This is a genomic window from Xanthomonas sp. NCPPB 3569 (assembly GCF_041475645.2).
Lineage (GTDB): Bacteria > Pseudomonadota > Gammaproteobacteria > Xanthomonadales > Xanthomonadaceae > Xanthomonas > Xanthomonas phaseoli.
Window position 1 is genome coordinate 1770056 of record NZ_CM192969.1, and the last position, 12193, is coordinate 1782248.

A 12193-nucleotide genomic window follows, 5' to 3' on the forward strand; every position below is an offset into this window, starting at 1 on the left:
AGTCCGACTGGAGCGCCGATGTCGATGTCCGCCGTCCATCCCGAACAGACCTGCGCCCGCCTGCTCAAGGCGGGCAACCCCGAGGCGTCGCTGGCGACTGCCAAGGCGTGGGTGCGGCAATGCCCCGCCGATGCGAATGGGCGTATCGGCCTGTTTCAGTTGCTGGCCGTGGCTGGCGAATGGGAGCGGGCGCAGCAGCAACTCGGGCTGACTGCCGAGCTCGATCAGGGCTGGACTGCGTTCGCAAGCGCCTATGCGCGCATTCTCAACGCCGAGCTCGAACGCGAGCAGGTGCTGGCCGGGCGAATGATGCCGTTGATGCCTGGCCAGGTGCCACCGTGGCAGCACGATTTGCTGCAGGCCTTGCAGCACGATGGTGAGGGCGCTCCGGCGCAGGCCGCGCAGCGGCGTGCGTTGGCGCTTGCGCAGGCCGACGCTGTCGCTGGCCAGATCGATGGCCAGCGATTCGATTGGCTGGCGGATGCCGATCCGCGTTTTGGACCGTGCCTGGAGGTCATCCTCGAAGCGGGCTACGCCTGGGTGCCGTTCGCCCAACTGCGTAGCCTGCGCTTCGAGGCTCCCACCAGCTTGCGCGACCTGCTGTGGCAATCGGTGGAGATCCAATGGCGCAGCGGCGCGCGTACGCGCGGCGTGGTGCCATGCCGTTACCCCGGCAGCCAGCACAGCCAGGACGGCACGATCCGCCTCGGCCAGTGCACTGCCTGGGAGGGCGAGGAGTTGTCTGCACGCGGTCTGGGGCAGCGCCTGCTGGCCGGCGACGCGGGCGACTATCCCGTGCTCGACATCCGCCACATCGCATTCGATACCGCCGTGGTGGGCACGCCATGGCCGAACTGAGTCAACAAGAGCGCTTGCAGCCCTCGCTGCTGGACCGTTTGATCGACGACCGCCGGCACGAGCTGGCGGAGAGTCGCGACGCGCGTGCGATCGGTCCGGCCAAGCTGCGCGACTGCGTCATACGCGACCTGGCCTGGCTGCTCAACTGCACCCGGCACTGGCATGAGGATGCGCTGCAGGCGTATCCGCATGTCGCCACCTCGGTGCTCAACTACGGCATTCCCGATCTGGCCGGCGCCCGCCTGGTCGGGCTGGACGTGGCCGAACTGCAGAATCGCATTCATGCCGCCATCGTGGCCTTCGAACCGCGCCTGGCTGCGGCCAGCCTGCAGGTCACCGCCAAGGTGGATACCGGGCGCATGGACCGGATGTCGCTGTCCTTCGTCATCGATTCCGAACTGTGGGCGCAGCCGCTGCCGCTGGCGCTGTATCTGCGCACCGATCTCGACCTGGAAACCGGTCGCTTCAGCCTGTCGTCCGGGGCGCACTGAGCCATGGACCCGCGCCTGCTCCATCACTACAACCGCGAGTTGCAGCACGTACGCGAGATGGGTGCGGAGTTCGCGCAGGCCTATCCGAAGGTCGCCGGCCGGCTGGGCATGAGCGGCATCGACTGCGCCGACCCGTATGTCGAACGTCTGCTGGAAGGCTTCGCGTTTCTGTCCGCACGCGTGCAGCTCGAGTTGGAGGCGCAGCAGCCGGTGTTCGCGCAGCACCTGATGGAAATGCTGTACCCGCATTTCCTGTCGCCGGTGCCGTCGATGGCGGTGGTGGAGCTGCAGCCGGAGCAGGGCGAAGACATCGGCCCGGCGGGGCATCTGGTGGCGCGGGGCAGCGCCTTGCGCTCGCTGATCGGCCATGGCGATCGTACTGCCTGCGAGTATCGGACCGCGCATCCGGTGACGCTGTGGCCGCTGCGTCTGACCGCCGCCAGCTACCTGGCCTCGCCGGCAGCGCTGGCCACGCTCGGCATACCGGTCGAGCCGCGCGCGCGCGCCGGCCTGCGCCTGGGCTTCAATGTCCATGCCGGCTTGCGCCTGGACATGTTGGCGCTGGACACGCTGCCGATCTTCATCACCGGTGCCGATGGCCTGGCCGGCAATCTCTACGAACAACTGCATGCCAATGCGCTGGGGTTCGTGGTGCGCGCGCGTTCCGCGGACGGGCAACCGCTCAGCCGCACGTTCGGCCCCGAGCATCTGCAGCCGCAGGGCTTCGACGACGAGCAGGCGTTGCTGCCGCGCAGCGAGCGCTCCTTCAGCGGCTATCGGCTGCTGCAGGAATACTTCGCCTGCCCGGAGCGCTTCATGTTCGCCGCTTTCGACGGCCTGGCGCAGGTGCTGCCGCGCGCAGCCTGCGCGGAGTTCGAGATCGTGGTGTGGTTCGATCGCGCCGTGGAGCGGCTCGATAACGCGGTGGATGCGAGCAACTTCCGCCTGCATTGCACGCCGGCCATCAATCTGTTCGCCCAGCGCGGCGATCGCATCCATCTGCACCCGGGCATCTCCGAGCATCATGTGCTGGCCGACCGCACGCGACCGATGGACTTCGAGATCCATGGCGTGGAACAGGTCGAAGGCTTCGGCGACAGCAACACGCCGATGCAACGCTTCGAGCCGTTCTACGGTGCGCAGCCACGCAGCTGGCATGAACGGCGCTCGGCCTTCTATGCGCTGCGGCGGCAGCCGCGACGGCTATCGACCGCGCAGCGTCGCAGCGGGCCACGTTCGAGCTATGTCGGCAGCGAGGTGTTCCTGTCGTTGGTCGATGGCGACCAGGCGCCATATCCGCACCAGCTGCGGCAACTGGGTATGCAGCTGTGGTGCAGCAACCGCGACTTGCCGTTGCATATGCCGGTGGGCAAGTCCAACACCGATTTCGTACTCGATGAAGGCGGTCCGGTAGCGTCGATCCGCTGCGTGGCCGGGCCGACACGGCCACGCTCGGGCATTACCGCCGGCGACACCCGCTGGCGCCTGATCAGCCACTTGCAGTTGAACTATCTCTCGCTGCTGGATGCCGGCGACGACGGCGCCACTGCGCTGCGCGAGATGCTCACGCTGTACCACGACCCGCACGATGCCGCGGCGCGGCGACAGGTGGACGGCGTACGCCGCATCGCCTCGCGCCCGATCGTGCGGCGCATTCCGGTGCCGGGCCCGGCCACCTACGGTCGCGGTCTAGAGATCACTCTAACCTGCGACGATGCCGCCTTCGAAGGGCAGGGCGTGTATTTGCTTGCCTCGGTGCTGCGGCATGTGTTCGCCCGCCAGGCATCGCTGAATTCCTTTACCGAGACCGTGCTGTGCACGCTCGAACGCAACGAGGTCGCCCGATGGCCAGCCCATCTCGGCAATCGACCGATTCTGTAGCCTTGCTGGCGCGGCTGGATGCGCAACCGCAGGACTTCGAGCTGTTCGAAGCCTTGCGTCGGCTGGAGTGCGCGCATCCGGCGCAGCCGCGGCTGGGCCAGGCGGCGCGGCCGCTCGACGAGCCCGTGCGGTTGGGCCAGCGGGCGTCGCTGGAATTTCCGCCGCGCGATATCGACAGCCTGCAGGTCGCTGCGGACGGCCGCCCGCCGACGCTGCGCACGTTGTCATTGGGATTGTTCGGACCGCATGGCGCGCTGCCCTTGCACCTGACCGAACACGCCATCGAACGCGAAGGCGCCGGCGACCCGACCTTTGCCGCGTTCGCCGATATGTTCCACCATCGGATGATCGCGCTGTGGTATCGCGCCTGGGCCGATGCGCGTCCCACCGTGCAGATGGACCGCCCGGGCGAAGACCGCTTCGGCGCGCGGCTGGATGCGCTGACCGGTGTGGACCAGCCCGCGCTGCGTGGGCGCGATGCGATGCCGCTCGCCGCGCGTCGCCATTTCGCCGGCCGCTTCGTCGCCCAGGCACGCAATGCCGAAGGCCTGCGTGCCGTGCTGGTCGGGCTGTTCGACGTCCCGGTGCAGGTGCAGGAGTTCGTCGCCAACTGGCTGCCGTTGCCCGAAGACGGACGGTTGCGCATGGGGCTGGCAGCCGCGCGCCTGGGCCGGGAAGCCACGCTGGGCGCGTTGGCGCGCAATGCCCAGCATCGCTTTCGCCTGCGCATCGGCCCGCTGGACATCGCGCGCTATCGCGAGTTCCTGCCCGGCGGCGACGCGTTGGATGTACTCACCGCCGCCGTGCGTGGCTACGTGGGCGACGAGCGGGCCTGGGACCTGCAGTTGGTGCTGGCACGCCAGGATGTGCCGCTGCCGCTGATGGGGCAGGGCCAGCGCATGGGCTTGTCGCTCTGGCTCGGTCACTACCGTCGCCCGGTCGACGCCGACCAGCTCGTACTCGCGCCGTCCTGATCCTTCTCTCCGCTTCCGCCTTCCCCTGGAGTTCCCATGGCAGACATCAGCCGCGCCGCCTTGTTCGGCAAGCTCAATCCACTGGCCTATCGCGGTATCGAAAGCGCCACCGTGTTCTGCAAGCTGCGCGGCAACCCGTACGTGGAGCTGGTGCACTGGCTGCATCAATTGCTGCAACTGCAGGACTCGGACCTGCACCGCATCGTCAAGCATTTCCAGCTCAATCCTTCCGCGTTGGCGCGCGATGTCACCACCGCGCTGGATGGCCTGCCGCGCGGCTCCACCGCCGTCACCGACCTGTCGGCCAATGTCGAAGAAGCGGTCGAGCGCGGCTGGGTGTATGCCTCGCTCAGCTTCGGGGAGGCGCAGGTGCGCACCGGCTACCTGGTGGTCGGCATGCTCAGCGAACGTGGCTTGCGTAATGCATTGCTGGCGATCTCCAAGGAGTTCGACAAGCTCAAGCCTGCAGTGTTGGACGAGCACTTCGCGCAGATCGTCGCCGGCTCGCCGGAAGGCGGCCTGCTGCCCAGCGATGGATTTTCGCTGGGTCAGTCCGCTGCACCGGGCGAGGCCAGCGGCGCCATCGCCCCGGCCGCGATGGGCAAGCAGGAAGCGCTGAAGAAATTCACCACCGACCTCACCGCACAAGCGCGCGAGGGCAAGCTCGATCCGATCATCGGCCGCGACGACGAGATTCGCCAGGTGGTCGGTATCCTGATGCGCCGCCGCCAGAACAACCCGATCCTGGTCGGCGAGGCCGGTGTCGGCAAGACCGCGGTGGTGGAAGGCTTCGCCCAGCGCATCGCCCGTGGCGATGTGCCGCCTGCATTGAAGGACGTGCAACTGCGCACGCTGGACGTGGGCCTGTTGCAGGCAGGCGCCAGCATGAAGGGCGAGTTCGAACAGCGCCTGCGCGCGGTGATCGACGAAGTGCAGGCCAGCCCCAAGCCCATCATCCTGTTCGTGGATGAAACCCACACCCTGGTCGGCGCCGGTGGCGCGGCCGGTACCGGCGATGCCGCCAACCTGCTCAAGCCGGCGCTGGCACGCGGCACGCTGCGCACCGTGGGCGCGACCACCTTTGCCGAGTACAAGAAGTACATCGAGAAAGATCCTGCACTGACCAGGCGCTTCCAGGCCGTGCAGGTGGACGAGCCGGACGAAGCCAAGGCGGTGCGCATGATGCGCGGCGTCGCCTCGACGATGGAACAACACCACCGCGTGCAGATCCTGGACGAAGCGCTGGAAGCGGCCGTCAAGCTCAGCCACCGCTATATCCCCGCGCGCCAGCTGCCGGACAAATCGGTGAGCCTGCTCGACACCGCCTGCGCGCGCGTCGCGGTCAGCCTGCACGCCACGCCGGCCGAGGTGGACGACAGCCGCCGCCGCATCGAAGCGCTGGACACCGAGCACGCCATCATCGAACGCGAGCGTGCGATTGGCATCGTGGTGGAGGAGCGTGCTGCTACCTGTGCCGGCCTGCTGGAAAGCGAGCACGGCCGCCTACGTGATCTGGAGCAACGCTGGGGTGCCGAAAAGGCGTTGGTCGACGAGCTGCTGTCGCTGCGCGCACGACTGCGCAGCAGCAATGCGCCGGTGGAAGGCACCGGTAGTGCGTTGGAAGCAGAGGCCGAGGCTGACACCGATGCCGATGCCGCTGTCGCACAGGCAGCGTCTGGCGACACTGCCGTACTCGAAGCGCCAATACGCGTGGATCGCGACACGCTGCTCGCACGCCTGCAGCTGGTGCAGGCCGAACTAGCCGCCTTGCAAGGCGAATCGCCCTTGATCCTGCCCACGGTCGACTACCAGGCGGTGGCCGCCGTGGTCGCCGACTGGACCGGCATCCCGGTCGGGCGCATGGCGCGCAACGAGATCGACACCGTCCTGCGCCTGCCCGAGCTACTGGCCAAGCGCGTGATCGGCCAGGACCACGCCATGGAGATGATCGCCAAGCGCATCCAGACCAGCCGCGCCGGCCTGGACAACCCGGACAAACCGATCGGCGTGTTCCTGCTCGCCGGCACCTCCGGCGTCGGCAAGACCGAAACCGCACTCGCACTGGCGGAAACCTTGTACGGCGGCGAACAGAACCTGATCACCATCAACATGAGCGAATACCAGGAGGCCCACACCGTCTCCTCGCTCAAGGGCGCACCCCCGGGCTATGTCGGCTACGGCGAAGGCGGCGTGCTCACTGAAGCGGTGCGACGCAAGCCCTATTCGGTGGTGCTGCTGGACGAAGTGGAAAAGGCCCACCCCGACGTCCACGAACTGTTCTTCCAGGTGTTCGACAAGGGCTGGATGGAAGACGGCGAAGGCCGCCGCATCGACTTCCGCAATACCTTGATCATCCTCACCAGCAACGCCGGCACCGACCTCATCGCCAGCCTGTGCAAGGACCCGGAATTGATGCCGGATCCGGAAGCCATGGCCAAGGCGATCCGCGAGCCATTGTTGAAGGTGTTTCCGCCGGCATTGCTTGGACGATTGGTGGCGATTCCGTATTACCCGCTCAGTAACGCCATGCTCGGGCAGATCGTGCGGCTGCAGTTGAACCGCATCAAGCAGCGGATCGAGGAGCGCTACAGGATTCCGTTCGAGTACGACGATTCAGTTGTTGAGCTGGTGGTGAGCCGGTGTACCGAGAGCGAGTCGGGTGGGCGGATGATTGATGCGATTTTGACCAATTCGATGTTGCCGGAGATCAGTCGGGAGTTTTTGGCGCGGCAGATCGCGGGTACGCGCGCGACGAGTGTACGGATCACGGGACACGACACACGCTTCTCCTACGCGATCTCGTAACTCAACAAGGAGGATGTGTCGGTGAGCTGGAGGCGAATCAAGTGCAGTGCCTGCGGGGACAAAATGGCGATCGGGTTGGAAACCTTCAATCGCCTTGTTCGCGAGAACCATCACATCGGCTGTCTGGTCGAGCACTGCGTGGGCACACTGCATCCGTTCGGACAGCTGATTACCCGTAGAACCACGGCTGAAGCCGGCCGCCTGTACGAGTTTCAGGTGGCGAGGCGGGACGTAAGCCGCAAGCGCGCACGGGTCAACTATGCAGACGCCTCGGATGACGAGGACCAGATGCCGGATGCCAAGCGCAGAAAGACGCGCGAAAGCGAGGATGACGCCTGGGCCCCGGCCGAGCAGTACACGCCCGCGATGCGTTTCACCACGCATGACATGGAGACCAATCTGCGGCTTGGGCCGCCATCCGGTCTCACGCTCAAGCAACTGCCTCGCACGAGGATCGCAGCGGCGCTACCCGGGGAACGCCAGAAGAACACGAAATTACCCATGGGTGCTGCAGCTTGGGAGCATGCACAGAAATTTGGTGCACCGAATGCAGGGCGTTTCACGTTGGGCTCGCGCGACCACTACGAGTGGTGCCATCTACAGGCCGTATCGCTTGGAGGATCGACGATTGCCGCCAACCTGGTTGCAGGGCACTACGCACTCAATACGTACATGTCGGTGGTCGAGGAACACCTTCGAGGTAAGACCCATCTTGAAGTGGGTATCGAGGTGCATTGCACGCACGTGGATGTGGCGGACTACATCGTCTACTCGGTGTATCGGGCAACCGACAATAAATGCCTCATATCGCTGAACATGGATGGCCGGATAACGTGCTTCAGCGTGGCGGACCGGGAGCGCGTCAAGGCACGCTTGAAACAGGCATGTGGATGAGCCAGGGACAGACAAGCGTGGGCGTCATCGAGGATGACTGGCGCTGGCCACGGTGAAGCAGACACATGCTGCAGATGTATTGGCCCGGCGCGGGAATGCCGCGAGCGGTGATTCAGGATTTCGCCTTTGTGCGCGATTGCATTCCATCGCACAGCAATCCACCAGATAGGTCTGGACGCGGTATCGGTGGTGCAGATGCGTGTCATCGCCAGGTTTGATTTCCTCGATCGACGCCCTGCCTGTCAAATCATCCCGGGCGTTCTGTGCCCAACGGGACGCGGATTGGGCCGGCGGTATCGATGCGCCCTCCGCAGTAGGCACGCCCACTACCACGAGGACTTGTATGACCACATCTGCCCTGAGTCGCGAAGAATTCGATGCGCTGGCGGTCGTCGCCAAGGCGCGTCGGAATCTGCTGTTCCAGACCTTCAACGGCACCCGCCTGAGCTTTGGCAAGCGCGGCTACGCGTCCGGCAACGCATTCGGCACCGGCGTGGCGATCTACGAGTTCCAGCAGATGATCAAGGACAAGGTCACCGAGGCGGCCATCCCGAAGATTACCGCGGCGGCAGAGAAATTCGTCGCCGACGCTGCGGACGTGGAGGGCTTCCACGAGATCGTGGCGGCACTTGGATCCGAAGCGGCAGGCGAGTTGTGCAAGGAGATCCTGCCGATCATCGGGATCTTCTACTCCGCCAAGAAGTGGGCCGAAATATCGGCCCAGGTCATCGGCGACACCCATATGCGTTACAAGATGGTGGCCGGCGACTATCGTTCCGGCTTCCGCAGCGGTACGCCGCAGGCAGCGGTGGATTCGGTGCAGCACATCATCGAGACGCAGCTGCTGATCGGCGGGATCGACTGGGCCAATCAAAGTGTCGGCCTGGCGACCAAGTTTGCCGGCCTCTCGTTGGACATGGGCGTCGCCTCGACCATGGGGCCTGGCATTGCCGGGTTCATTGCCGATTTCGTGCTCAAGCTCACCGTCATCGGCATGGACATCAAGGAAATGCGTGCGGGCAACCGCTGGCTGCAGACGCCGTCTTCGCTGAGCATCGAGGTGTTCAGGGATTGCCCGATCCTGGGCTGCTATCTGCTGATCAGTGCCGATACATCGAGCGTGGCCAACCTGTTTGTTGCCGATATCGGACTGCCTGGCTGGATGCGGCAGTTGGAGACGATGCAGGAGAGCAAGATCGCGCCGACGGTCCGGCATGCACGCAAGCTGGTCGAGCGATCGAACCTCCAATTGGAAGGGCTGACCGCAGCGGCGCAGCCGGCGAAAACCCATGTCAAGAAAGATTTCTTCGTGACCAGCAAGAGCAAGGTCGCCCGGATGATGACGGAGGTGCGTGGTCACTTCGGTCAAGGCAACGCGGCGTGAGCCAGACGTGCGCTGATCATGGCCCACGCCCTCATTGCGCCGTTTCCAGTGTGTAGAACGCCGGCAACACCATCAGGCGGAGGTTCGAAAGGCGCTCGGCAAACCGCTTGCCAGGGCGATGCTTGGCGATCTTGCGCAGTTCCATCTGCGTCATCACGCCGCTGACCCGTGCCGGCTAGTCGGCGTCGGCGTGAGCGGCTCTTCCCGGAGGTAAGCGCATGAGCTGCAGGATCCTCACCAGCTTCGCCATGGCCAACCATGGCTCGACCTTCATGCACTGGCTGCGCAGCGAGTTGATGAAGAGCCTTGGCCTGTACGACATCGATGCGGTGTATGTCGATTCGATCGTGTCGCGGTCCATCGACGATCGTGCCAAGGTTGCCCCCGATACCCGTGCGCATATGCGTTCGCCGACCGGCGCACTGCCGATCGGGGCGATGCGCGAGGACTGGAATGCGCTCTACCAGGCGGCGATGCGCCAGGCGCAGTTGATGCTGTTTTGCTACACGGACGAGTTCAGGGACAGCCAGTGGTGCCGGCAGGAATGGGATCAGTTCGTCGGCCAGAAGGCAGGGCGTCCTGCAGAGCGACCGCTGCGCGGGCTGATATTGGAATTCACCACCGATGCATGCACGTTGCCCGGGAGTTGTGGCGATGGTGTGACCCGGATGCCGGTCGCCAAGACCGACGGCGGTCGCTGCGGACTGGCATGGGACAACGGGGATTACATCCTGTCGAGCACGGACTATGCGCGGGTGCTCGCCCAGATCCAGCAGCTGATCCGTTGAGAGGGCATGCCGGGCGTTGAGGCGATGCCATGGCGTGGGCGGAAAGACCTACTCGTCGCCGGCATGTGTGGCATCGCGATTTTCGATTTCCCGCACTCCAGCGCGGCCGGCACAGTCATCGCATGCCATCGATCCCCGCGCCTACGTGCCGCAAGACCACTCCGGGAGCCTGACCATGGCCCATGCCATTACCCTGCAGTCACCGCTAGGCAAGACGCTGCGCTTTGTGCGAATGAGCGCGCACGAAGAATTGGGGCGCCCTTATGCGTTCGCCTTGCATGGGATCAGCCGCGATGTGGCGATCGACCTGCGTGCTCTGCTGGGCAGGCCGATGGCGATCAAGATCACCTCGCCGCAGGGCTATGTGCGGCATTACCACGGCATCGTCGCCGAGGCCGAGCAGACGGGTTTCGAACAGATCGAGGGCTTGCGCTACGCCACTTATGCGTTCTCGCTGGTGCCTAGGCTATGGCTGCTCGGGCAGCGCCGCGATTGCCGCATCTACAAGAACAAGAGCGTACCGGAGCTGGTGCGCGCATTGCTGGCCGACGTTGGCTGCACCGACGTCAAGCTGCGCCTGAGCGCGAGCTACCGGCCACGCGAATATTGCGTGCAATACCGCGAGAGCGGGCTGGATTTCGTCAGCCGGCTGATGGAGCAGGAAGGCATCTATTACTACTTCGAGCACAGCGCCAGCACGCACACGCTGGTGCTGGCCGACAGCCTCGGCGGCCACGAGGCGGTGGCGCTTTTCGCGCAGATTCCGTACTGCCCGCCCGGGCAGAAGGGCAGCCGGATGAAGGACGCGATCACCGACTGGTCGCTGGCGCGCAGCGCGCACAGCACGCGCGTGCGGTTGGACGACTACGACTATCTCAAGCCCAAGGCCTCGCTGCGGGTGGACGAGCCCCCGGCCGAGTCCTCCGGGCCGGCGTTGGGCGAGCTGGAGGTGTTCGATTACCCAGGCGAGCATCTCGATGTCGCGGCTGGCCGCCGACATGCACAGGTGCGCGCCGAAGCGCTCAACGTGGCGCAGGCGCAGTACCTGGGCTGGACCGATGCCTGCGGCCTGCAGGTCGGCGCATTGTTCAAGCTGCGCGACTTCCCGCTGGCCGAGCACAACCAGGAATACCTGGTGACCAGCGCGGACACCGAACTGGTCGAAGTGGACTACGTCTCCGGTGGCGAGACGGTCGCCGAGCCGTTCGCCTCCACCTTCCGTGCGCTGCGCAGCCGACAGCCGTTCCGCACCCCGCAGACCATACCGCGTCCCAGCATCGCCGGCTTGCAGACCGCGGTGGTCGATGGCAAGACGCCGGAAGACATCGCGGTCGACCAACACGGCCGCATCCAGGTAAATTTCTTCTGGAGCCCGCCGGGCACGCCGAACGCCGACTGTTCGTGTCCGGTGCGCGTAGCGCAGGCATGGGCGGGCAAACGCTGGGGCGCGCAGCATATTCCGCGTGTTGGCCAGGAGGTGGTGGTGAGCTTTCTGGAAGGCAATCCGGATCGCCCGCTGATCATCGGCAGCGTCTACAACGCCGACCAGATGCCGCCGTATGCGCTGCCCGAGCACCGCACCCGCAGCGGAGTGAAGAGCCGCAGCCTGTTGGGCGGCACCGAGGACTACAACGAAATCCGTTTCGACGACAAGAAGGGCAACGAGGAGCTGCTGCTGCATGCGCAGCGCGATCTGCGCCACGAAGTGGAGAACGACCATTTCGTCACCGTCGACCGCAACGAGACCGCCGAGGTCAAACGCGAACGCAGCCACAGCGTTGGCGGCAACGACCGTTTGGACGTGGGCAAGGCGCTGCGCATCCAGGCCGGCAGCGAGATCGAGCTGGTGACAGGCGTGGCCCGCCTGCAGCTGAAGGCCAGCGGCGAGATCGTGCTCAGCGGCACCCGGCTCACGCTCGATGGACGCGTCAGCGTCGGCATCCAGGGCGGGGTCAGTGTCGATGTCAGCGCGATGGCCAACTTGACCCTGCGCTCCAACGCCGCGGTGCTGTTGCAATCCAACGCCGTGACCACCGCGCGTGCCAATGCGGCGCTGCTATTGCAGTCGTCCGGTCCGGCCGTGCTCAAGGGCACTCCGCCCATCATCGCCTGAGGACC

At 65.4% G+C, this 12193-nt stretch carries 9 protein-coding genes; all 9 read left to right on the forward strand.

Annotated elements, in window-relative coordinates; all coding sequences use genetic code 11:
- Positions 1 to 24 precede the first annotated feature (24 nt).
- The 9 genes from ACCQ03_RS07515 to ACCQ03_RS07555 all read left to right on the forward strand — a co-directional run bounded on the left by ACCQ03_RS07515 (position 25) and on the right by ACCQ03_RS07555 (position 12188).
- On the forward strand, positions 25 to 858 hold the full coding sequence (locus ACCQ03_RS07515) for a type VI secretion system accessory protein TagJ (RefSeq protein ID WP_057679362.1): 834 nt from the start codon (positions 25 to 27) through the stop codon (positions 856 to 858).
- Complete coding sequence (tssE, locus tag ACCQ03_RS07520; protein WP_057679357.1) at positions 846 to 1349, forward strand: type VI secretion system baseplate subunit TssE; 504 nt, start codon at positions 846 to 848, stop codon at positions 1347 to 1349. Before ACCQ03_RS07515 ends, tssE begins: the two co-directional genes overlap by 13 nt.
- 3 nt (positions 1350 to 1352) lie before the next feature.
- A complete protein-coding gene (gene tssF, locus ACCQ03_RS07525) occupies positions 1353 to 3230 on the forward strand; it encodes a type VI secretion system baseplate subunit TssF (protein ID WP_209227946.1) in 1878 nt (625 codons plus the stop codon).
- The gene (tssG, locus tag ACCQ03_RS07530; protein WP_209227947.1) at positions 3194 to 4204 is read left to right on the forward strand and encodes a type VI secretion system baseplate subunit TssG; all 1011 of its coding nucleotides are present in this window, start codon (positions 3194 to 3196) and stop codon (positions 4202 to 4204) included. The genes tssF and tssG overlap by 37 nt, the downstream gene beginning before the upstream one ends.
- Positions 4205 to 4240: 36 nt before the next feature.
- Positions 4241 to 7009: a type VI secretion system ATPase TssH gene (tssH, locus tag ACCQ03_RS07535; protein WP_244669439.1), complete on the forward strand. Its 2769-nt coding sequence runs from the start codon at positions 4241 to 4243 to the stop codon at positions 7007 to 7009.
- Between the two features lie 75 nt (positions 7010 to 7084).
- Entirely contained in the window at positions 7085 to 7903 is an 819-nt protein-coding gene (locus tag ACCQ03_RS07540) for a hypothetical protein (RefSeq protein WP_139791026.1), read from the forward strand.
- A 343-nt stretch (positions 7904 to 8246) separates the two neighbouring features.
- Complete coding sequence (locus ACCQ03_RS07545) at positions 8247 to 9287, forward strand: hypothetical protein (protein WP_057678997.1); 1041 nt, start codon at positions 8247 to 8249, stop codon at positions 9285 to 9287.
- Positions 9288 to 9505: 218 nt separating this feature from the next.
- Positions 9506 to 10075 (forward strand): toll/interleukin-1 receptor domain-containing protein, encoded by a 570-nt coding sequence (locus ACCQ03_RS07550; RefSeq protein ID WP_170922394.1) that lies wholly within the window; start codon positions 9506 to 9508, stop codon positions 10073 to 10075.
- A gap of 175 nt (positions 10076 to 10250) precedes the next feature.
- Positions 10251 to 12188, forward strand: coding sequence for a type VI secretion system Vgr family protein (locus ACCQ03_RS07555; protein ID WP_209226962.1), 1938 nt, complete (start codon positions 10251 to 10253; stop codon positions 12186 to 12188).
- Positions 12189 to 12193 lie beyond the last annotated feature (5 nt).

Coding starts and splice junctions, on each gene's coding strand:
- ACCQ03_RS07515 (WP_057679362.1), top strand. CDS start 25: ATGTCCGCCGTCCATCCCGAACAGACCTGCGCCCGCCTGCTCAAGGCG.
- tssE (WP_057679357.1), top strand. CDS start 846: ATGGCCGAACTGAGTCAACAAGAGCGCTTGCAGCCCTCGCTGCTGGAC.
- tssF (WP_209227946.1), top strand. CDS start 1,353: ATGGACCCGCGCCTGCTCCATCACTACAACCGCGAGTTGCAGCACGTA.
- tssG (WP_209227947.1), top strand. CDS start 3,194: ATGGCCAGCCCATCTCGGCAATCGACCGATTCTGTAGCCTTGCTGGCG.
- tssH (WP_244669439.1), top strand. CDS start 4,241: ATGGCAGACATCAGCCGCGCCGCCTTGTTCGGCAAGCTCAATCCACTG.
- ACCQ03_RS07545 (WP_057678997.1), top strand. CDS start 8,247: ATGACCACATCTGCCCTGAGTCGCGAAGAATTCGATGCGCTGGCGGTC.
- ACCQ03_RS07550 (WP_170922394.1), top strand. CDS start 9,506: ATGAGCTGCAGGATCCTCACCAGCTTCGCCATGGCCAACCATGGCTCG.
- ACCQ03_RS07555 (WP_209226962.1), top strand. CDS start 10,251: ATGGCCCATGCCATTACCCTGCAGTCACCGCTAGGCAAGACGCTGCGC.